This window comes from Marinobacterium iners, from assembly GCF_017310015.1.
In the GTDB taxonomy this organism is placed as follows: Bacteria; Pseudomonadota; Gammaproteobacteria; order Pseudomonadales; family Balneatricaceae; genus Marinobacterium; species Marinobacterium iners.
Genome location: NZ_CP022297.1, coordinates 2,388,431 through 2,408,587 on the forward strand (window position 1 = coordinate 2,388,431; position 20,157 = coordinate 2,408,587).

Below are 20,157 nucleotides of genomic sequence, written 5' to 3' on the forward strand. Positions count from 1 at the left end.
AATACATATATCATATTTAACCTTTTTTATTGTTATATATAATATATATAGCACGTTCATTTTTAAAATCAATATTATTGTATTAATTTGAAAAATTCATTTTCACAATATTGAGACTTTTCCCTTCAGCGATATCCAGTTCATTTTCTTTAATGAATTCATAGATTGAATTGAGTTTAATTCTTAACTCTGCAAATTCCATTGTAGTGAAATCGTCAGTCTCATGATTCAGGTCGAAAATTTTATTGTATGCAAAAACGATTAGTTCTCTGTAGTGACTCGTTAGAAAATGATTCTGTAAGCCTGTTCTCCCTATGTAATCCCTGAAGACCGCTTCTATTCCTTCACTAAAGATCGATTCAGTTAATTTTGCTACTACTTCATCACCGTGATAAATGACTGGAGTATCACCTTCATATTGAATGTTATAACCATTCTGAAACTCTTCAATGAAGCTGATGATAGGGATATGATCAGCAAGAGAGTATTTGTCTGTAGTGACAAACGACACATCTAAAGGACTATATGTGATCTTGAGTGTCTTTGAATCAATAACTTCTAAATCAAATTGCTGACTTTGATTGTTAATATCTAATTCACGATTAAAAAGATAAACTAGAAGATCTCTATGAAGAGAAGAAGTAATCTCTTCAGCTTCTTTCGTGAGATAGTGTTTGAGAGTTGATATTAGTGCGTCAGTATCTTCTATATCATAATTAGATATGAAGAAGTTGACTAAAGAGCTATCTGTATCTAAAGAAGGAATTGTGAAGTTCAGATGATTATCTAAACTGATTTCAAAATCTTCAAAGTCATAATCATCATCAACATAGGCATCTAGCTCGAAATAGTAGAAGTCATAATTAAGAGCCAATCTCAGAGAGCTTTCTTCAAGATATTTTTTATAAACATGCTGATTAAAACCTTTATCTAATTTTTTATCACATTCTTTTAATTCTTCATAATTTATTGTTCCCATAATATTTACCTTTATTGAACTATTATTATATCATATATATATCCTTTAAATCAATAAATAAAGGACTCCGAAGAATCCTTTTTATTATTTATCCGCATCTTCTTTTTTCTTATCTTCATCAACTTTTTCAGGTTGTGAAGGATTTGTATCTGTAGACACTGGTTGTTCAGTTCTTTCACTGAAAGCATTTTGTTGAGGAGCTGTCGGAGCATTCTTCAACTGCTCTTTCCTCTCTTTAATCATTTGAGTCACTTTGTTAGAACCAGCTTTAGCAGCGTTTAATCCAGAATCAATAGTGTTTGTAACCATACCGCCTGCTATTAATTGTTCTACAGCTTTATCAATCTGAGCTTCAAATCTAAATGAAACATTAAATATTGAAAGAATTGTTTCAGGGAACTTCTTAATGAATTCATTTATAAGCATTTGAATGACAATCCAAACCAATACTAAGAATATTATTATTCCGCCAACTTGAAGCAATGCTTGAACGAATATACCAGCTTCTGTAACACTAAAAATTGATTCTATGATAGTGACAATTATTTCAGTGCCGATTGAATTCATCATTACAACGAACAACATTAATCCGAGAACCAATATGGATGGTGTAAGTAATAGAGCTATCAAGTTTCGTGTTGTTTGCGGGTAAGCTGCTATTAATGCTTTGTAAGCTTTTTCTTCTATATGATCACCTTTAATCGCTGAAGTTAAAATCTCATACACCAAAGTGACCATCGCTCTAAAGATCAAACCAAAGTAAGCAATCATTGCACTGATACCAGCTATTGCGGCAGAAAGCGGAGTTAAGTATTGAAACATTACACCCGCTATAATCATAAGAGTTGCAAATGGATTGTATAGTACTAATACCGCTGCTATAGCTATCAATATACCTTTTGCCACTAATTTCCACGGAATCATTTTTGAAACAGTTGCTGCTTTCCCATTCTTCAATCCAGCAAGTTCTTCAGCAGAATCCATACCTGCTAAAAGTGCATCAACTGAAGCTTTAGATACTTTTATGAAAATACCTGTTTCAATTAAATTCTTTCCAAGTGTTTGTGTTCCAGTCATAAGATCAACACATTTATAATTCCCTTTTTCATAATTAATTCTATCTTCTTTTTTCTCTGCTATACCTTCAGCAAAAGATTTTTCAGTATCGACACAAGCCATTTGTTTAACTGGTGTTAGATCTACAAAAAGTAAAAACTCTAATATATCGTCCATACTTAAGAATGAACCAGCAAAAGCACTTTCATCTTTTGTAAGTGCTGTATTAACTCTTGGTTGTAAAACTGTCCCTGCTCTAAACACTGAAGATAGATCTATTTTTGGATAATCCTTTTCAATTCTTCTTCTTACAGAATCATTTTTCTCTACATTCAATACATTATCATTAATGAAGTAATTTTTAATTCCATAATCAACATTGGCTGAATATGTAACAGTGTTAGTTAAGTATTCACGACCAAAATTCAAAGAGTCGTCAGCCGATAAGATATCCTTTAACTTGATAAATAAACCAAGGAACCCATGAAGTTGAACTTGTCTTAACCAATCATTCTCTTTACTCATTTGTTCCTGAGCCATAATCACACCCGCTTTTTTGATAGCAGATAGATACATGGCAAGTGTTAATTTTTCGATATGCATTTGCTTAAGAGCTTCGTCTTGAGCCTGCTCATCATATGAACCTATAAGTTCCAATCCAGTCTCAGTTACATTCACACAAGCTGTATTGATGTAGTCAGTCATCTCTAAGACTTCATACTGTGAAGTTGATTCTGGAATCGTATTGTAAAGTTCAACTTTTGATTTATTTGGAGCTACATAGTTGAGGTAATTATTCTTACCTGAACAACTATACAAATCAGCTTGTTTAATGAACGGCTGAACAAATACTCTCTGTATATCTAAAAAGCGCGGTTGAGAGTAAGTTGTAGCCCCCATTTCAGATTCAATCTCTAACTCTGAATATGATGCTCCCTGCATCATTGAAACAATTTGACCAGCCATCATTTGAGCGAAGATTTGTCTCTTTTTGGGATCGACTATATTTGCTTGAGACATGGCTTGATTGAATGCCGGTTGCATTTGATTTAGAAGATAATTTGTTATAGAAGCATTAATGTCAGAAAGCTCTAATGTTGACTTACCAGATGCATTAATTTTATTTTCAACTTGCTTTCTTATTTGTGTATACAAGATTTCTAATTGAGTATCATTTGCTAACGAACGTGATAACGACAATAAAGCTTGTTCTGCTGCTTCTTGTATCTCACTTTGATTATCTACTTCACCAGTTGCGAATCTTCCTTCTAAGTCTTTTACATTGTTTTGAACTGACACACTTCCATATGTCCCTTCATATCCATACCAGTCTTCTTCATAATCAAACTTTTTCTCTTCATCGTTCTTAAGTAACACAAGCTTATCAACGAACTTTCTGATTGAAGCGGAGAATCTGAAGAACTCAATATATAATTCGTTATCAACTGAAGCTGCATATGTTGGAGCCGTTTCACTTAATACTCTTTCTCTTGATCCAGACTTTGAAATTTTTTGATCAATGAAGTTATACCAAGCCTTGCTTTTGTCATCTGAGAATATGTTATTGAAGTTGCCTTGATTCACTCTTCCTGTTCTATCAGCTTGTAATGACATTGCAATAAATTCATTCGCGTTGTTCATCTCAATAGCTACAATGTTTTTATCTGAAACGATTTGATTGTAGTCAGATACTTCTATTTCATTTAAGAAGAACATTGTTAAGCGATTTGCTAATATAATTGACACCGACACGACAAAGAAAATTATTGCCATTCCTTTAAAGCCAATGATTCCAGTCACTAATGTATAAACAGCAGCATTTGAATTATTAAGTTCTTTTCCAGCAGCTAATCTAAGAGCGACATGGATTAATAAAAAATATCCTAAACCAAACACTCCTATATATATCATTGCCTTTTCTAAGAAGACTGATATCGTGTCCCAAAATGGTTTATTGTTTTCATGTTTAATTTCAATTTCAGAATATGAATCATACCCATGAGCTTTAAGATTTTCAGAACCTGTATTTTCACCAAATGCAGCATAAAGAGAATTTGTTGCTAAGTCTTCATTACATATCCAGCCTTGAGCGACAGCCCTTTGTTGTAGTTCATAATTTCCAGCTATCTCACCAGAACGAACTTGCTGACAATATTCTTGAGCTTCAGCTTTCTTTCCCGATACATTTTCAGCATTCAATGTTAAACCTGAAAACATTACTGGAATCATAGATATTAAAATTATTAAATATTTTTTTATTGTTTTGTTGTTACCATTCATTGCAAACCTTTTATTATTTACTCCATATTATAATATTTACCATATTGATTAATAAAAGCAATACTTGACGATATATAAACATTTATAAAAAGTGCGAAGCACAACAAAAGAAAAACCAGATTATAAAATCGTTAAATTAAAAAGGTAGGATGAAAGGTAAAACAATATTAAAGTATTGACGTGCTTTTATTTTATGATAATTTTTTAAATATAGAGAATCCGATAAATAAGGGATCTTAATTTTAGAGCAAGGTGGTGTTCTTCCCACCTCCACCTCCAAGGAGGGTGTCGGGTGGAATAGAACGTAATTTCTCCGAAATTGAGGCTGAGTCTAAGAGGATTTTTATAATGAATAGATAACAACCATAAAGGTAAAAAAATGGAAAATAACAATAATACAATGAACGATAACAATGCATTAAATCACAGCAATATAAGTAATTTGTCAGGCGATAATTTTGATAATGTAGGGAAGCCTGAAGCTTCTAAGACAGGCAAAGATTCGGCTAAGTCTAAGTTAAAAAAAGCACCCTTGAGAATTAAAAAGAATATCACTCAGGAAGAGATAGAAGCTCAGATAAAAGCTTTAATGGATAAGAAGGCAGAGCTTGAAAAAGAACGAATCGAAGCAGAGAAGAAGGAACGTGAAGCGAAGGAGAAAGAAGCCCTAGATACCTTTACTAGAGACATACAAACTCTTCAAACTACACTAAGCAACGATTCTATTATCAAGGCAATAATGGATGCTGGTATATCTGCTGAAGATTTAGAATTGTCTCTTATTTCTAAGATATGGGAACTTGGAGATGATAGCTTAAAAAGCAAGTTGCTTAACCGCTATAAAAGAGTTACTTCAAAAAGCAAAATATATAAGGCTTTAAAGGATAAGAACAATCAATCATACGGAGCTTAACATGGACAGCTCCTATGAATTAGATCGTGAAATACTGAAGAGGGCTATAGGTTCAAAAGAGTATCAAGAAGTTGTTAATGCTCTATCTTTTACTGGTGGTAAAAAACATAATTTTAGATTTAATACTACCAAGGAATTTCGAGCAAGTCTTACAACTTTATCTAAGACAATTGAAGCATCTTTTGTAAAGATGTCTCTCGCCTACTTTCACCAAGAAACATTCATTATTTATGGAAAAGAAGGCAAGACATTATCAAAGCTTTATAACACTTTAAATTCCTATCATGCCAACATAAATCAAAATGCGTATCTAATCGAAAATTGGAGCCAACAATACATTAAAAAGAAATACAACCGATTTGATAAGGATGATAGGAATTATGATCTTTACATTTCAACTTCAGAACAATTATCAGATTTATCTAAAGCTATAAACTCAACTATTGATCTATTTTTTGGTCAACTTGTCTTGCACACTGAAGCCAAAAAAATCAATTCATTTGTGAATGACAAACTCGCATACCAATACGCTAATTATGATGATTGTTTCTTTTTCAGTTATAGCGAAGAGCTGTGGGAAGCACTTAAAAGATTTAAGTACAAATACAATATACCAATAAGAAATATCATATCTTATAGTTTTGAGAATATTAATGTTTTTCGTGCTAAAAATCTTATTAATTATGCGAGAGAGATAACTTCAGAATCCTCAAAAAAGGATTTGAAAAATATTATTAACAAGATTCAGAAGGACTCTGAAATTCTAAACGACACAACCAAGAGTTTTCATATCATGAACATGGACGGAGAACTAACAACAGACATTATATTATTAATGAATAAAAACATATCCAACTCAGTGAAACTTTACACAAAGATCAACAAGGACTTGAAGAGGATTATCGACAATGAAATAAACAATAATAGGTAAACATATGGCAGCATTTTGGCAATTAAACAGTAACGAAAAGAAATCAGAAAGACCTTCTGACAAACAGAAACAAGGACACATTCATAAGAAGAATTTAAAGGGAAAATTAAAGTATCTCAATAATGTTGAGAAAGCACATTTGAAAGAGGACGGTTCTACATTAAGAAACATTAGAAGATCATTCTACAATGCTCCTATAGGCGCTCAGATAAGACCTATCCTTGTCTCTCACACAAGCCCACTCTTCAACCAGCAACTCAACACTTATGCTCAGGACTTGGCGACCGCCATGCTTCGTTACAATCAAGAAGCCCATGAGCGCAATTCTCGTAGTCAGAAGCTTCCCAAGATACCAGTCTATGAGTTCGTAAGTGCTGTATACAGTGAAGACTTTGACTGGATTGAAGACCCATATGAGAAAGCTCTTTATCAGGAAGCATTGGCGATAGAGACACTTCACTATCTTTGTGAAAATTGTGGTGGAACAGACCGAATGTTCACGATCAACGTTCACAATGAAAAGACAAAATCAGAGAAAGACAATGACACTGGTTCAGTAGAGGTTTTAAACCATAACTACCATGTTCATCTCACTTTCTCAGCCAAGGCCAGCAACGGCATAACATTCAATGTTACACAGTCCAATCTTGCTCTTCGTGCAGCAGCAGCCAAGGCCGATTTGAACTTCCAATATCGCTTCAGATTAGTCAAAGATGATATGGGGAATCTGGTTCGTGGCGAGGACGGATTATTCAAGAAAGAGCTTATCTTAGATAAGAATGGGAACAAGATTCCATTCGTCAGATTGACCAGCCCTGAACATAATAAAATTCGTGTTTTGGATGCTGTCAAAGAGAAACTTCACCAGTCCATTGAGCTTGTAGAAGCATCTATTCTAAACAGCATTGAAGAACAGGAAGAAATACTTACATTGGAGGAGCTAAATGCTGCTCTTGCCGACACTGGATTTGAAGCTTTTGTAAACAATAAGTCCAAGCTCAAGGCTGGTAGAAAAACTGATAAAACTCTTTTCAAAGACCTTGTGCTTCGTCACAAGCAACACCCAGAGATCAAGTTGGAACACACCTATTTTGAGAAGGAGTTATCACAGAAGCTGGACAGGATCGGACAACAGATTCACTACCAGCAGGAGAACGACATCTCTATCAGAGAGGTTCGCTCCAGAATCAACAAAGTTCTTTCTACAATACCTGAACACGTTCCATACCCTATTCTTTGCCGTGAGCTTGAAAAGCAGAACATAAGACTCGTTCCAAAGCTCAAAACAAAGACTACAGGTGAGAAGTATGTTGAAGGTGGCACTATCAGGATTCTCGATAAAAATATCTCTATGAAGCTGTCATGGCTTCCCGGCTTCGATTGGATGTCTATACAGCAACTTCTAGCACTTGAAGAACAGGTGTTGCTTGAAGAGATCGAGGAGGAAGAAGCCTACTGGAGAAGAAGAGAAAACAGTTTCAAAGAGTTCAGCCAAGGCTACATCTACGGCTCCAATTTCGAGCTTGAGCTTATAGAGAGAAGACTTCACCACAAGATCGGTATCGAAGGTAGTAATGCGTTCTGGAACATAAATAAAGACATTGAAGTGTTCCGTGTCTCTGAAGACAACTCCACTATTACAACAAGCAAGAGCAGTCTCAGTGTAGCCAAGGCTATGCTTGACCAGTTCGTGTCTATGAATGCTGAAAGGATCGCGGCAGGAGAACAGCTTTCAATCGAAGTCAGTTCACAGTCTATCGACTCAGACACATTCTTCAGAAACTCATACATAGCGGCTCAGTTGCTGGAGGTGAAGATAGATCTACACTTCCCTGAACTATGGAAGCCTGAATACGACCAGTCTTTGAGTGTAGAGGTTGAACAGGCCAAGAAGGACTTCATTGCTAATGCTCTTTCTAAGGCTGAAAAAAACTTGGATTTGAAACTTCAGAGACTTAATAAAGGTGAAGAACCAGAGTCAAAAATGGTCAGAGTGGCAACACACTGGAACATTGAAGAATTGAAATATCAGAGCTTGGCACAAGCTGTAGAGAAAGGGTTTAAACGATTCTATAACTACAGCACTGACGAAATTCTACAAGATAGAGATAAAATCTTAAGTGCTATACCATCTGATAAAATTGAGTTAATGAAACAATATTTCAGTGAAATTGATAACACAGAAATTAAACCTGAAATTCAAAAACCAAAAACAAATATTAAAAATAATAAATCCAGCATTGACAGGAAGAACAAATAAGTTAATTTTATATTTTAATATTTTACAAAACCAGCCTCAGAGCTGGTTTTTATTTTATTGCTGTATAAATATTTAATCAATAATTATCCCGCCATTAAAGAATAATTAACTTATCATTGAATAATCATTGTTAAATATTTAATAAATCATTAAAGAATATTTAACCAACAGCCTGTCATGTTGATTATTTTAATAATTGTTATATATTTTACTATATAACAACCTGTTAAAGTATGAAGACTAACGACAATTTTATTTATGCAATAGACAAAAAAACAAACAAGATAGTAGATGTTCTTTCAGTTCCAAATGGCAAAGAATGCGGTTGTATATGCCCCAATTCTGATTGTTCAGCCTCGCTTATCGCTATAGCGAACTACCAAAAACGAAACAACAAAATCTGGAAGAAGTCAGCTCACTTCAGGCACGAATCAGATGTCTATTGTAGCGGAACAGAAGAATCCATTATTCACCGCTATGCAAAGCAAATCATAGAAGAGGACAAATCCTTCTTCTTCAAGAAATATGACATCCTGATCGAGGCTGAAGACTTCATGGGTGTCCAGTACAAGTCCGGCTGCTACAGAGCATTTAATACAATCATAAAGCTCCACAATGTTCAGCAGGAAGCCCAGCACGGCAACATACGAGCTGATGTCTTAGCTGAACTCTTGATAGCTGGTCAGACATACCCGTTGAACATAGAAATCCATGTCACACACCCTGTAGACGACCAGAAGCTACAGAAGATTAAGAAAATGGATCTCTCAACTATTGAGATAGACCTTTCAGACCTTCTTGAAGAGGCAACCAACCCAGACCTTCGCCAGTTGCTCAGAAAAGCCCTACAAGCCCCAGAGAGACAGACATGGCTCCATGTCAGCGACACACTCACAGAGAAGCTTACAAAGGAGCGTAGAGCCAAGCTGAAGGCTCTTGTTGAGGAACGAAACACCAGCATAAAACAATGGATGGATTCATTGTCATTCGTAGACCTTCCAGACCTCGCAGACTTTGAAGCTGATTACACCGGCCTCTACAGAGGCAAGAACATCTTCACTCCCCTTCCAGAGAGCGAGATACAGCCCCTCTACCAGCAGTTCTCCAGACCTACCAGAGTCATGCACGAAGGCAAGAATCACTTCATATTCAGCTATGACGGAGCCAGAGGCGTAGATGCCTTCTACATTGACCAGACATTCAATTTGTCTTCAAGAAGTGACAGAAAAGAGCTTGTAAAGCTTTACCAGTATTATGCTGAGAATGTAGCCTTCAGGAGTACAGACAACTTCTTCCTGTTCCATACCGACTTTAAAGGGAACGACCACTTCTACTGGAAGAACGACCAGATTAGACAGGTTCTGGTTGATTACAAAGCGGAGATGAATGAAAGGAAGAAAAATGTTGATACAGATCTTTACTATTGCAACTTAGATGTTGAACAAGCAAGAGAGATTCAGGTTCAGATTAAAATATTAAAGGCAAGGCTGAAATTCATTAACACACCAGAACAGAAAGCGGATCTACAAGCACAGCTCAAAGAGCAAAGAAGTAGAATGGAACATTATATGAGAAATAGGAAGTGGTCTTGATGGACATAGACGAGCTTTATTATGAATTTGTAATGTCGTTAGAGAATCAAGATAAGCATTACGAATTTGAAATTATCAGATCTTCTCTTCTGACTGGTGAAGTGAAGAATCATATATCATTGACTTGTGATAAATATATTGATGGCGATTGTTATCTCAGAAAAGAGATTCTATCTGCTGCAATAGAAGAATTCCTTTATGATTGCACCAAGCATGACTTCGATACAGACAAAGACAACATTACTGTCTTAAAAATTAAAGAAGGTCAAATATTAAGTAAAGAAGAATTCAACATCGCAAAGACTTATGAACTTAAGATGATTAGTCATAAGTATCTTCTTGCAGATGAGGATTCATACAAGATTTTTACTGATTTGTTTAAATGGATTATGGCTATCTTTGAGGCTGAAGCTGAAGACTATGAACCATTTGAGTTGATTGCTTATGAATTCAGCATTGAAGAATATAAGAAAAAATTAATGATTAATTAAATATTTATCAATGATAGACAACAAAAAGCTCCTACTTAGGAGCTTCTTTACTTACAGTGGTTCATTGTTATGGCCTCATTCTGGAACGATTCTTTTTACTTTTCGCTTGCTGAAGTCTCATAACCTCTTGATCATATACTTCAAGCTCTTTATTTATAAGTTCCAATTGTGGTTCTCTTAATTCGTCAGCCATATGACCAATCACATAATTATAATCTCCATTTGTAAGATCACTTATATATTTATTTTTAGAATGAAACGAACAAATATTACAAATATTATATTCATCTTTAAGATATATTTCAAGATATTTTCTTGTTTCGCCTATTTCAGCAAAAGTTTTTCCTGTATTTTTAAATTTATCATCAAGATATTCACGGTATTCACTTATAAATTCTTTTAATTCAGAATCTTTTTTATATGCAACACCAAGATCATAAAGCTTATCTTCAAGATAAAGAAGAGCCTTCCATTTCTGGTGATCACCTAGTTTTATAGATTCTCCATCTGTTTGATAAGCTTCAATAGCTTCTTTTACAGTCATTACTCTATAACCATACAAATCTTCACTAGCGGCTTCTACATAATCATCAAACGTAGGATTTTCTATTTCATTCAGTGAGCTATTTTTAGAATAGAATTCTTCTGCAACTTTCTCTATATAATCCTTTTGATTATTAGCAGTCCAAGCTTGAGCTGGTTCTCGGTGCGGTATTTCCAAAACTATTAATTCATTCATATCATTCCTCTTTTTAGTTATTTTTTTTATAATACCAGATAAATAATTTCATTTATACGATATTATAATAATATTTTACCCTATATATTATATATTGCAATGCTTAAAGATCAGTTAATTTTGTTTTGTTAAGGTTTAAATAGCGCTATTTAAAGTCCCATATAAATCAAGACTTCACCAACCTCTTTAATTCTTTGAATTTATCTGAAGATTCTTCACTTAAAATCTGAACCTTACTTCTAAAATCACTGTAGATAGAATTAAATTCAGATTTACAATTCAATCCAGCACCTTCAACAAGCTCTACTACAGCCTCTTTATAGTCTCTTCTGTTCACCGTTATCTTTCTGTCTGTCCAGTGCTGTTCCTGATTCAGAAGTATAAGAAGGCTATTTGTAGTTGGTGCAAAGTCGAACATCTCTTTTGCCAACACTCTGTAATGATTAACAGAGAAGTCTGAGAACACTTCTTCATTTGCTTCCTTTAGAGCAAAAAGATAAATCATTGCTATATCGGATTTGTGCTCACGAATAATGCCGCTCACTTTTCCGCCTATACTTGCGAATTCCTTTAACATTTCATCAAAGACATCACCTTCTTCCATTAGAATTTCAATCAATTCTAATTTCTTTTCATATATGCCTTTAAGTCTATCCAATCTTCTTTTCGTATCTTCAGAAAACGATTCATGCGATTCTAACACTTCCCTCATTTTTAATTTTTTAATTTCATATTTCATATTCCACCTACATAGTTTAAATAGCGCTATTTAAAGCCCCTATAAATATTTATAACGCACTATTTATTTAATACAATAGATGAATGAAAAATAATTATTTTTTATATTCAGACATTAAAAAAGCCCCATTAAGGAGCTTTATTAATCATACTGATATTTCATGGTTTGTTTCTATTCCTACTCTTAACCTTTTTTTCAGGTTCTGGTGTATCCAATTCCCCAGCCATACCCTTCAATACTCCAAGAGTCATAAGACAATCAGACTTGGCTCTATGAGCACCATCTGGATTGATACCAAAGCTATTTGCAGCAAAGACTAAATTCTTCCACTTGTAGCCGCCCCAGTATTCGTTTTCTTCACCGTTATAAGCGGCGAACATCTCCATGACACACTCAGAACGGAATGGATAGCTGTCTAAACCAGCAGCCTTTATAGTGTTGTCTATGGCTTTTTCGTCAAATTCAGCATTGTAGATGAGAACCGTCTTACCGACTGTTGCTTTGATAAAGTCTTCGTGAATTTCAGGCCATGTAGGAGCCGTGGAGAGCATTTCGGATGTTATGCCGTGGATTAATTTAGCTTGAACTGATACGGGCTTGGAAGGCTTAACAAGGCTGTCTAGTAACACATTGCCTTGACTGTCTATCACCGTTATTTCACAGACTTCAGGATCTTCTAACCCTGTTGTTTCTGTATCGAGTATTACTATATCACTCGCTAATAGAAGCTTTGCGTATATTTCTTGATTTAATATTTCATTCATTTCATTCCTCTTGTATTTGTTATTTTCTGGCAAAATATTGCCAATAATAAAATATTATCATATATATTATATATAGCAATCAATAGGAATTAAAAAAGCCCCATTAAGGAGCTTTATTAATCATACTGATATTTCATGGCTTTCTTCTATTCCTTTTTGGTTTATGATTCAGAAATGTTAAGTCGAGAATATTTTTTTCTTTAAGATTATTGAATTCTTCTCCTAGTTGATTATGAGCACTTTCTGACAAGCAAATATTAAGTGATTTACCACTTGTTTTATAAGCTTCAATAGCTTGATCTACACTTAATATAAAAACACGACCATTTTCAGGTTTTAAAAGAGATCTACATTCTGCAAATTCAAGAGTGTCTAAGTTCACACCACATTTGTAATATGGTAATTGATCACAATCATCAAATAATTGTTTTGTAGTTTCTACCAAATCTTGTTTGCTTGCTTCCGACCAAACTTGCGAAGTATTATCATCAAATATTTCTATAACTATTATACTATCCATACCGCTCCTCTTTTTTATTTTTTTACATAATACCAAATAAATTATTTAATTTATACGATATTATAATATCATTAGAGCATATATATTACATATATCAATACGCAGACATAAAAAAAGCCCCTTTAAGGAGCTTTATTATTTATGAGTTTTCATGATTATGGTCTTCTTCTTGAACCAATTCTGTTTTTAGCTCTATTCTTTAAGACTTCTTGATACTTTTCGTGATATGAATCAGGTATACAATAATCACCGCTTTCATCTATTTCAAGTCCTACCATAAATTCGTCACTAGCATAATATCCGGCTTCTGTCGTAGAGTTTATTCTAGCAAAATCAGTTAACTCTTCCATGCTATCGAAAGAAGCTCCTTCAACTTTGTAAATATCACCTACTCTGACATGATTTGTATGACTATATGCGTTTGGAGTGTATTCAACCTTTAAAGCAAATCCATAGCAAGGCTGACTTCCTGTGTTATCTTTTACAATGATAAGATCTTTATTATTCAAAGAACTATACACATTAAAATAAAGTCTGCTATCAATATACTCATAATCTAAATGGCTCGTTCCATTTTTAATTATTTCCTCAAATATGGCTTCAGAGATTCCAGCATATTCAGCCCAATTACTCTTAACTGACTCTTTACCACTTTCTGATTCATATGAATTGTATTCACTGATTATATTATTTATTAATGCACTATCGTCAAATCTATTTCTATAATATTCATCAATACCATTTTCCAAGAACTCTTGTTGGCATACTTTGTCAAAATATGAAAAATTAATGCTCTCTAATAATTCATCTTCTTCTTCATCTGATAAATTAGAATTTTCAAAATTAATTCTATCAATTAGATCAGAATCAAAAGCATCATTAAAGTCAAATCCAGTATTAGATGAATCAATACCTATTCTATGTTCATATGTAACACCAGAATCATGATCAACGAAAGTGACACTATATTCACAGTTATCTCGACCACTTGGATTATCTATGTAAACTAATTCTTGTGTATGTACTTTAAATTTTTCTATATTCATTTTAAACCTCTTATTGTTTATTATTTTATCTCCTGCTCTTGCAAGACTATCTATATGATAGAGAAAAATCATATTATATCAGCAGAATAAATATATTAATATGATATTATAATATTATTTTACCCTATATATAATATATATCAATAGCTCAACTTTAATTTATTTGTATTTATTTTTATTTTATCGACACTGATTAATAGGATATAATATTTTCAGTTACACACTCTGACTAAGAACAGGGATTGTCATGTCAAAGCACAACAACCAACACATTCTTCCAGCCGCCTATCTCAGAGGCTTCATAGCCTTTGAACCACCACCAGAGCACAGGAACAACCCCAATTTTGAATTGGGTGTTTATACAAATAACGAGAAGCTTTCCGGTGAGTGGAGGATGAAAGGAGTTCGACACAAGGACTTCACTCGTTACCAGTATTACAACTTGCCAGACGAAGGACAGGAACTGGCTGTTGAACACTATCTTGGTGAACATGAAGGCCGGTATGCAGAACTATTGAGAGCTGTAGAGGCTCACAGCAGGCTCACACAGCGAGAAATCGAAGAGCTGGCCTTGTTCATAGGCTTGATGATTATTCGTGTTGAATCGTTCCAGAACCACTTTCAAGAGTTCATAAACGAGATAACAGGTCATATCGAAGCCTTCATGGGTGATACCCTTGAGTTCAGGGACTATGTAGGCGACTACGAGAACACCACAAAACGGCTGATTCTGGAGAGTGAGGCTGGGTTGCTCCTGCTCGATCACGGCATTCACTTCTTGGTCAACACGACCGATTTACCGTTTATTACAACGGATACACCCGTTCTGAGAAGAGACTGTCACTCAGACGAGATACCGCTTCTTGTAGGTTCAGGATCTCACTGTAAACAAGGGATAAAGCCGAACGAACAGACCCCCTTGTTCTTCATACCTCTTACACCAGTCTTGGCCGTTGTATCATGCAGAATGATTGAGGAAAGCTACTCTGATAGCCCTTACCTAACCTGCTCAGACATTAATGCAATCTTTCGCCTGAATCGCCTCCTCTTAGATCAAGCTCAGGAACTGGTAATAGCTGATAGACCCTTCCCATTTGGAGCGATAGAACCCGAACTTTCACAAGAGCTTCAGCAAGAGTACAAGCCCGAAGGAATCGTTATAAAACTCTATACAGACGAAAACAGATACCTTCTCGAAGTGCTGGAGTACAACGACATCCAAGACGGTATAGAGCTTACTTTAGACGATACCGAAGCCCTGATGCGCCTTGTAACGGAATCGCCTGTATCATTTGAGCTATACGAGAACGGCCATGCTATAAGAGGCATGAGACAGATTGAGTGGGGTTCAGTGAAAGGGAACAAGATTCAGATAGTTCAGCAACTAAAACTCGGTCAAATTATTCGATCATAACTTGCAACTTATACGACATATGAATAAAGAAGACATTAAAGTAAATTTTTTTACTGATTCTCTAACTCTTGCTCAAAGAGCAATATATACGGGCATTATTGTTTCTATTGTTGCTTACTGGTCTATCAGTAGTAGTGAAGATCCTCAGTTTTACACTATACCAGTCATATCAGTTAAAGTTCCTACATTTGAAGCGTTCACGCTTACTATGCTTCTTCTCTATCTCCTATGCGGTGTTGTAGCGAGCTTTGCTGTTCTAAAGGCTATTGATAACTGGAAATCAATCGCTGATAAGGAATTGGCTAACACTCTGTTACAGATGCCCAACACTTTATTGGGGAATAGGTTTTTAAGAGCTGTATCATATGGTTTTTTCTTTATGATCGGTTACACACTGGCAGAAGCTATATTTGATTACAGTTATCATCAAACTTACTTTCTGTCATGTGTGTTGGCTTCGCCCTACTTCGTAGCGACTTCCTACACTTCAGATTTATCACCTCATAAAATTCAGCCATTAGAGCAAGGATGATTTAATGTTCAGTGAAGAATACCGCTTACTCAGCCAAGAGGCTCATCTTGCCAAGTCAGCCCTACTATCTGGTATGGATTCATTGAGAAAGGCGAATCTTGATGATAAAGGACTATTCTACTCAGGGCTTTTCCAACTATCCATTGGATTTGAAAGACTCTTAAAGCTGGTTGTTATTCTTCACCACAAGTCCGAGAACAAACATAGATACCCCTCTAACAAAGAGCTTAAAGACTATGGGCATGATATTAATCAGCTATATCAAAAATCAGTAGAGATTGGGAAGACTTACTTACCGCATACTGATATGCAGGCAGATGATATACAAGCTGAAATAATTAATGTTCTATCTCAGTTCGGTAAAGGCTCTCGTTACTATAATCTTGATGTGCTAACACAGGACAACAAGAATGAAGACCCTCTAGCATTATGGAAAGAAGTGATTGACTCGCACTTATGGGAATTACGACCAAGTGTTAGAGAACAGTTACAGATAAATGCTGGAAATTATGTAGATAAATGGAATCTACACAGCAATTACTCTCAAGAAAGACACCTTGATGGTGGCTTCATGACTGTATTTGAATTTCATTACTATTACACTGGAATTGAGAAGGTTAGTCCAAGGATCATATGGACAATCATTACAATACTCAATCCATTCTACTTTCTTCTTCAGAGCTTAGTTGAAAGACTTTTTGATCTTGAGGATGAGCTGGGAATTGAAAGCCGAATCCCACACCTTTATGAATTTTTTCCTTTCTTTCTTTGCTTCAAAGAACAGGTACTGAAAAAGAAGCAATGGAGCTGGAAACGATAAAAAGAAATGAGGCTTATGGCCTCATTCTTCTTGTGTTGTTTTGCTTCTCTTCTGGAGTCTTCATGATTCGCTTACAGACTTGGTAAAGTGATTCTGGTGTTTGAGCCTCTAAGACAAATGATTCCTTTTTCTCCTTGTCGTAGTAGAACATAGAATTACCGTTCTTACCGACTGTCAAAATCTCGTATTTATCACTCAAAAGATCACTCATTCTGAGTTCAAACACAGACTTCCAGAAGTCAGGTTCAGCTTCAGCTCTGTCTAATATTTCAGGCCAATGTTGCCCGATTTTTAATCTTGAAGCCTGTTTTTCAAATGCGTTAATTGAATCCTTGCAGATCGCTTCAGCAAGCACTCTATCGCCTGATTCAAGGCTATCTATGATTGTGTCATAGACTCGTTCTTGTGCTGCTCCTATATCCTCTACTGGAGCTGTAAAGACACCAATGCTTCTTGTATAGGTTACAAGCCTTCTTACTTCATCAGATACAACAGACATAGCCTCTTCATAGTCTTCATCAGATTGAATGTTGATACCCGCTTCAGCAATATCATTCAGAGCTTGGTGCAACAAGTCACTGATACCGTCTTTATATCCTGATTCTCTGATTAAATCACAGAAGCTAACGACTGAGTTCTCATAGCACTCACCAGCATGAACAATGTCATGCGGTTTAAAATTGGATAACTCAGCTAATATCATTACATTCAATCCAGAACGACCAATACCAGACTTTAAAGAATCATTCAGTGATTCTGCATAAGGTGCGTCGCCAAATACACAACCACTTTTAATAAGTGCATAGTCACTTATATTATCAAATCTTTCAGCCTTTACTGACTCAAATTCATTTCTTAGATGTTCAGCCACTTCTTTACACTTGAAATAAATATCATGCAGTGTTTGTGGATCTTCACTTTCTAAAGCATTCATTAATAAATTATTTAATTTAATTGACTCCATATTCTTAACCTAAAAGATTGTTCGTTATTATAATATTAACACCATTTACATAAAGATCAATACACATATATATAATATATATCATTGACATATTATAATGATATGTTAATTTTTAAATAAATAACAAAGAGAATAATAATGATACTAACAGCTATAACAATATTTAATTTGATGATCTTACTTAAATCGTACTATAATTTAGTAACAAATCATAAAGGAAATACAACTCTATACCTTTATCATTTTTTATATTCAGCATTGTTTATACACACATGTATAATAAATCACATACTAGTTTTAAAATAACAAAGAGAAGAATAATGACAGAATCAGTTATAATAATAATTAATTTGATACTCTTGCTTGTATCGTTCTATTTTTTAGCAACAAAGCAAAGAGGAAATAAAAATCTATACTTGTCATATATTGCAATTTCAGCAATATCATTCGATCACATTTACATTCAGAACCCATTTATTTATATAACATTGAATTCTGTTTTGACTGGATACATTGCTTTTACTGGAAATAAACCTAAAACAGAAAATGACGATGCTGTAGCACTTGGTAAAGTATTAGATTCAACTCTAAACAGTAAAAAAGAAAAATTCAGCTTTAAAAAATCGCTTAAAGTTTCTTCAATAACTTTGATCGCTTTTCTTTTTATTGTAGCAATCATAACAACACAAACAATTCAAGGAGTATAAAATGAATGAGGAATTTCTAGGACAAATCTTATTAAACATAGGAACATTTGTATGCTGGGTGTCAATTTGGGTCGCCCTAATAGCAATCATATTTTCAGTTGTCTATTTCTTCTTTGAGCAACGATCACTAAAAGCTCAAGCAATAGCTATAGAAGAAGAAGCTGGAAGCGAATACGATTTGATACAAGCACTATCACAAACCACAAAAAAAGAGGCATAAAGCCTCTTTATCTTTCAACAATATCTTGAGTCACAGGGTCATATCTATAATTCACTATTTCCCCATTTTCAAGCAATGTAATTGCTGCATTAATACAATTCAGAGGCGCAATAAACCACTCTCTCGGATGACAGACCTTTCCTTCACCATCAACAATATCAATGTCCAGACAAGCCTTACCAAAAAAAGTATGTAGCAGAGTCTCGAACTTATGAGTGTTCATATTGAAACTCTTATAAACCGCTACAATCTTCACTGGAGCCATAAGATATGTTGGTTCATTGACTGCATTAGCGATTCTTTTTTCAACCGTTACAGTAGAAAATCCAATCTTGTATAGATTCTCCAATGAAGAAATTTCAGGGTTTTCACTCAGCGAAGAAAGGATATAAATATAGCCGGTTGCTTGGTCTTCAGAAGTAATGCCCAGCATATCATCCAAGGCATTCTCAGACTTGGGCATGATTCTTCGCCCTGTCTCGTCTTTATAAAGCTCAGTAGCTAATGAACGAAGCAACATATCGCTCTCAGTGCCGTTCTCGAAGATTAGGTGTAGTTTGGCATTCACCTTCCCGTTCTTCTTGATTCGTTCACCAATGTCAGCCACATAGCACATGACACCATGAAGAATAAAAAACTGTCCGTGCTGAATCTGCTGTTCACCAGTGAACTTCATTTGAACCAGTTCACCCGCCTGAAGCTGCTCATGGCAGTTCTGGAACAGGGGTTGATAGTCTTCAAAGTTCTGACACTTCTTCCTTTGAGCAATCTTGCTCGGCATATCAGCTTTTTTAGGGACATTTTTTATGTTGAAGATGCTATCAGCACCGTCATCCAACAGCCCTAACGAATCGTCAGCAAAAATGTCTTCTAACGAGTCGTACTCTTTCGGCTCTTCAGGTTCTGTAGGAGCCACAACAGGAAGGATGCCGTGAATGTCGTAATCAACCAGCTTCTCACACTGGTCAGGGCTGTCCTTGATAGTGCATAGCCGTTTATAAAGCATGTGCTCAGTCGGCTTCAGGAAGTCAGGCTCTGGTTCACGGCCATTCTTTGTAATGAAGTTATTTATCTCTTCAAACTTTGAGAGAAGGTGTTCGTCAGGGCTTACTCCCTTGCTCTTCTGTTTCACTTCCAGAAGGTTCATGTCATCACCTTCAACAACTTCTTTCAACCAATCCAGATCCATA

General features: G+C 35.1%; 19 protein-coding genes. 10 read left to right on the forward strand and 9 right to left on the reverse strand.

What is annotated here, in order from left to right; genetic code table 11:
- Window positions 1-82: 82 nt before the first annotated feature.
- On the reverse strand, window positions 83-979 hold the full coding sequence (locus CFI10_RS11555; RefSeq protein WP_206834581.1) for a hypothetical protein: 897 nt from the start codon (window positions 977-979) through the stop codon (window positions 83-85).
- Between the two features lie 84 nt (window positions 980-1,063).
- Window positions 1,064-4,315 carry a hypothetical protein gene (locus tag CFI10_RS11560; RefSeq protein ID WP_206834582.1) on the reverse strand — a complete coding sequence of 1,084 codons (3,252 nt, stop codon included), beginning with the start codon at window positions 4,313-4,315 and terminating at the stop codon, window positions 1,064-1,066.
- Window positions 4,316-4,694: 379 nt separating this feature from the next.
- Between CFI10_RS11560 and CFI10_RS11565 the strand changes: the two genes are divergently transcribed.
- The 5 genes from CFI10_RS11565 (at window position 4,695) to CFI10_RS11585 (ending at window position 10,502) form a co-directional block, all read left to right on the forward strand.
- Window positions 4,695-5,228, forward strand: coding sequence for a hypothetical protein (locus CFI10_RS11565; RefSeq protein ID WP_206834583.1), 534 nt, complete (start codon window positions 4,695-4,697; stop codon window positions 5,226-5,228).
- A 1-nt stretch (window position 5,229) separates the two neighbouring features.
- A complete protein-coding gene (locus CFI10_RS11570; protein WP_206834585.1) occupies window positions 5,230-6,159 on the forward strand; it encodes a hypothetical protein in 930 nt (309 codons plus the stop codon).
- A 4-nt stretch (window positions 6,160-6,163) separates the two neighbouring features.
- Window positions 6,164-8,419, forward strand: coding sequence for a hypothetical protein (locus CFI10_RS11575; protein WP_206834587.1), 2,256 nt, complete (start codon window positions 6,164-6,166; stop codon window positions 8,417-8,419).
- A gap of 233 nt (window positions 8,420-8,652) precedes the next feature.
- Window positions 8,653-10,011: a hypothetical protein gene (locus CFI10_RS11580; RefSeq protein ID WP_206834589.1), complete on the forward strand. Its 1,359-nt coding sequence runs from the start codon at window positions 8,653-8,655 to the stop codon at window positions 10,009-10,011.
- On the forward strand, window positions 10,011-10,502 hold the full coding sequence (locus CFI10_RS11585) for a hypothetical protein (RefSeq protein ID WP_206834591.1): 492 nt from the start codon (window positions 10,011-10,013) through the stop codon (window positions 10,500-10,502). The genes CFI10_RS11580 and CFI10_RS11585 overlap by 1 nt, the downstream gene beginning before the upstream one ends.
- 67 nt (window positions 10,503-10,569) lie before the next feature.
- On the opposite strand, the gene CFI10_RS11590 is transcribed toward CFI10_RS11585, so the two are convergent.
- The 5 genes from CFI10_RS11590 to CFI10_RS11610 form a co-directional block, all read right to left on the reverse strand.
- Window positions 10,570-11,241 carry a hypothetical protein gene (locus CFI10_RS11590; protein WP_206834593.1) on the reverse strand — a complete coding sequence of 224 codons (672 nt, stop codon included), beginning with the start codon at window positions 11,239-11,241 and terminating at the stop codon, window positions 10,570-10,572.
- A gap of 166 nt (window positions 11,242-11,407) precedes the next feature.
- Complete coding sequence (locus tag CFI10_RS11595; RefSeq protein ID WP_206834595.1) at window positions 11,408-11,980, reverse strand: hypothetical protein; 573 nt, start codon at window positions 11,978-11,980, stop codon at window positions 11,408-11,410.
- Between the two features lie 158 nt (window positions 11,981-12,138).
- Complete coding sequence (locus tag CFI10_RS11600; RefSeq protein ID WP_206834597.1) at window positions 12,139-12,744, reverse strand: 3'-5' exonuclease; 606 nt, start codon at window positions 12,742-12,744, stop codon at window positions 12,139-12,141.
- Between the two features lie 133 nt (window positions 12,745-12,877).
- Window positions 12,878-13,264, reverse strand: coding sequence for a hypothetical protein (locus CFI10_RS11605; RefSeq protein WP_206834600.1), 387 nt, complete (start codon window positions 13,262-13,264; stop codon window positions 12,878-12,880).
- 155 nt (window positions 13,265-13,419) lie between these two features.
- Complete coding sequence (locus CFI10_RS11610; protein WP_206834602.1) at window positions 13,420-14,382, reverse strand: hypothetical protein; 963 nt, start codon at window positions 14,380-14,382, stop codon at window positions 13,420-13,422.
- Between the two features lie 175 nt (window positions 14,383-14,557).
- Here CFI10_RS11610 and CFI10_RS11615 point away from each other — a divergent pair, with 175 nt between their 5' ends.
- Genes CFI10_RS11615 through CFI10_RS11625 form a run of 3 tightly spaced genes read left to right on the forward strand, consistent with a single transcriptional unit; the run spans window position 14,558 to window position 17,076 of the window.
- Window positions 14,558-15,724: a DUF4238 domain-containing protein gene (locus CFI10_RS11615; protein ID WP_206834603.1), complete on the forward strand. Its 1,167-nt coding sequence runs from the start codon at window positions 14,558-14,560 to the stop codon at window positions 15,722-15,724.
- Window positions 15,725-15,743: 19 nt separating this feature from the next.
- Window positions 15,744-16,256, forward strand: a complete 513-nt coding sequence (locus CFI10_RS11620; RefSeq protein ID WP_206834604.1) for a hypothetical protein — start codon at window positions 15,744-15,746, stop codon at window positions 16,254-16,256.
- Between the two features lie 4 nt (window positions 16,257-16,260).
- The gene (locus tag CFI10_RS11625; protein WP_206834605.1) at window positions 16,261-17,076 is read left to right on the forward strand and encodes a hypothetical protein; all 816 of its coding nucleotides are present in this window, start codon (window positions 16,261-16,263) and stop codon (window positions 17,074-17,076) included.
- A 13-nt stretch (window positions 17,077-17,089) separates the two neighbouring features.
- On the opposite strand, the gene CFI10_RS11630 is transcribed toward CFI10_RS11625, so the two are convergent.
- Window positions 17,090-18,040, reverse strand: a complete 951-nt coding sequence (locus CFI10_RS11630) for a hypothetical protein (protein WP_206834606.1) — start codon at window positions 18,038-18,040, stop codon at window positions 17,090-17,092.
- Between the two features lie 320 nt (window positions 18,041-18,360).
- Between CFI10_RS11630 and CFI10_RS11635 the strand changes: the two genes are divergently transcribed.
- Together CFI10_RS11635 and CFI10_RS11640 are read left to right on the forward strand one after the other, a co-directional pair.
- Window positions 18,361-18,747, forward strand: a complete 387-nt coding sequence (locus CFI10_RS11635) for a hypothetical protein (RefSeq protein WP_206834607.1) — start codon at window positions 18,361-18,363, stop codon at window positions 18,745-18,747.
- Window position 18,748: 1 nt separating this feature from the next.
- Entirely contained in the window at window positions 18,749-18,967 is a 219-nt protein-coding gene (locus tag CFI10_RS11640) for a hypothetical protein (RefSeq protein ID WP_206834608.1), read from the forward strand.
- 7 nt (window positions 18,968-18,974) lie between these two features.
- Here CFI10_RS11640 and CFI10_RS11645 read toward each other — a convergent pair whose 3' ends face one another.
- On the reverse strand, window positions 18,975-20,156 hold the full coding sequence (locus CFI10_RS11645; RefSeq protein WP_206834611.1) for a GIY-YIG nuclease family protein: 1,182 nt from the start codon (window positions 20,154-20,156) through the stop codon (window positions 18,975-18,977).
- Window position 20,157: the final 1 nt, after the last annotated feature.

Bases quoted from the DNA above. Each gene is read 5' to 3' on its own strand.
- CFI10_RS11555 (WP_206834581.1), bottom strand. From the start codon at position 979: ATGGGAACAATAAATTATGAAGAATTAAAAGAATGTGATAAAAAATTA.
- CFI10_RS11560 (WP_206834582.1), bottom strand. From the start codon at position 4,315: ATGAATGGTAACAACAAAACAATAAAAAAATATTTAATAATTTTAATA.
- CFI10_RS11565 (WP_206834583.1), top strand. From the start codon at position 4,695: ATGGAAAATAACAATAATACAATGAACGATAACAATGCATTAAATCAC.
- CFI10_RS11570 (WP_206834585.1), top strand. From the start codon at position 5,230: ATGGACAGCTCCTATGAATTAGATCGTGAAATACTGAAGAGGGCTATA.
- CFI10_RS11575 (WP_206834587.1), top strand. From the start codon at position 6,164: ATGGCAGCATTTTGGCAATTAAACAGTAACGAAAAGAAATCAGAAAGA.
- CFI10_RS11580 (WP_206834589.1), top strand. From the start codon at position 8,653: ATGAAGACTAACGACAATTTTATTTATGCAATAGACAAAAAAACAAAC.
- CFI10_RS11585 (WP_206834591.1), top strand. From the start codon at position 10,011: ATGGACATAGACGAGCTTTATTATGAATTTGTAATGTCGTTAGAGAAT.
- CFI10_RS11590 (WP_206834593.1), bottom strand. From the start codon at position 11,241: ATGAATGAATTAATAGTTTTGGAAATACCGCACCGAGAACCAGCTCAA.
- CFI10_RS11595 (WP_206834595.1), bottom strand. From the start codon at position 11,980: ATGAAATATGAAATTAAAAAATTAAAAATGAGGGAAGTGTTAGAATCG.
- CFI10_RS11600 (WP_206834597.1), bottom strand. From the start codon at position 12,744: ATGAATGAAATATTAAATCAAGAAATATACGCAAAGCTTCTATTAGCG.
- CFI10_RS11605 (WP_206834600.1), bottom strand. From the start codon at position 13,264: ATGGATAGTATAATAGTTATAGAAATATTTGATGATAATACTTCGCAA.
- CFI10_RS11610 (WP_206834602.1), bottom strand. From the start codon at position 14,382: ATGATTTTTCTCTATCATATAGATAGTCTTGCAAGAGCAGGAGATAAA.
- CFI10_RS11615 (WP_206834603.1), top strand. From the start codon at position 14,558: ATGTCAAAGCACAACAACCAACACATTCTTCCAGCCGCCTATCTCAGA.
- CFI10_RS11620 (WP_206834604.1), top strand. From the start codon at position 15,744: ATGAATAAAGAAGACATTAAAGTAAATTTTTTTACTGATTCTCTAACT.
- CFI10_RS11625 (WP_206834605.1), top strand. From the start codon at position 16,261: ATGTTCAGTGAAGAATACCGCTTACTCAGCCAAGAGGCTCATCTTGCC.
- CFI10_RS11630 (WP_206834606.1), bottom strand. From the start codon at position 18,040: ATGGAGTCAATTAAATTAAATAATTTATTAATGAATGCTTTAGAAAGT.
- CFI10_RS11635 (WP_206834607.1), top strand. From the start codon at position 18,361: ATGACAGAATCAGTTATAATAATAATTAATTTGATACTCTTGCTTGTA.
- CFI10_RS11640 (WP_206834608.1), top strand. From the start codon at position 18,749: ATGAATGAGGAATTTCTAGGACAAATCTTATTAAACATAGGAACATTT.
- CFI10_RS11645 (WP_206834611.1), bottom strand. From the start codon at position 20,156: ATGGATCTGGATTGGTTGAAAGAAGTTGTTGAAGGTGATGACATGAAC.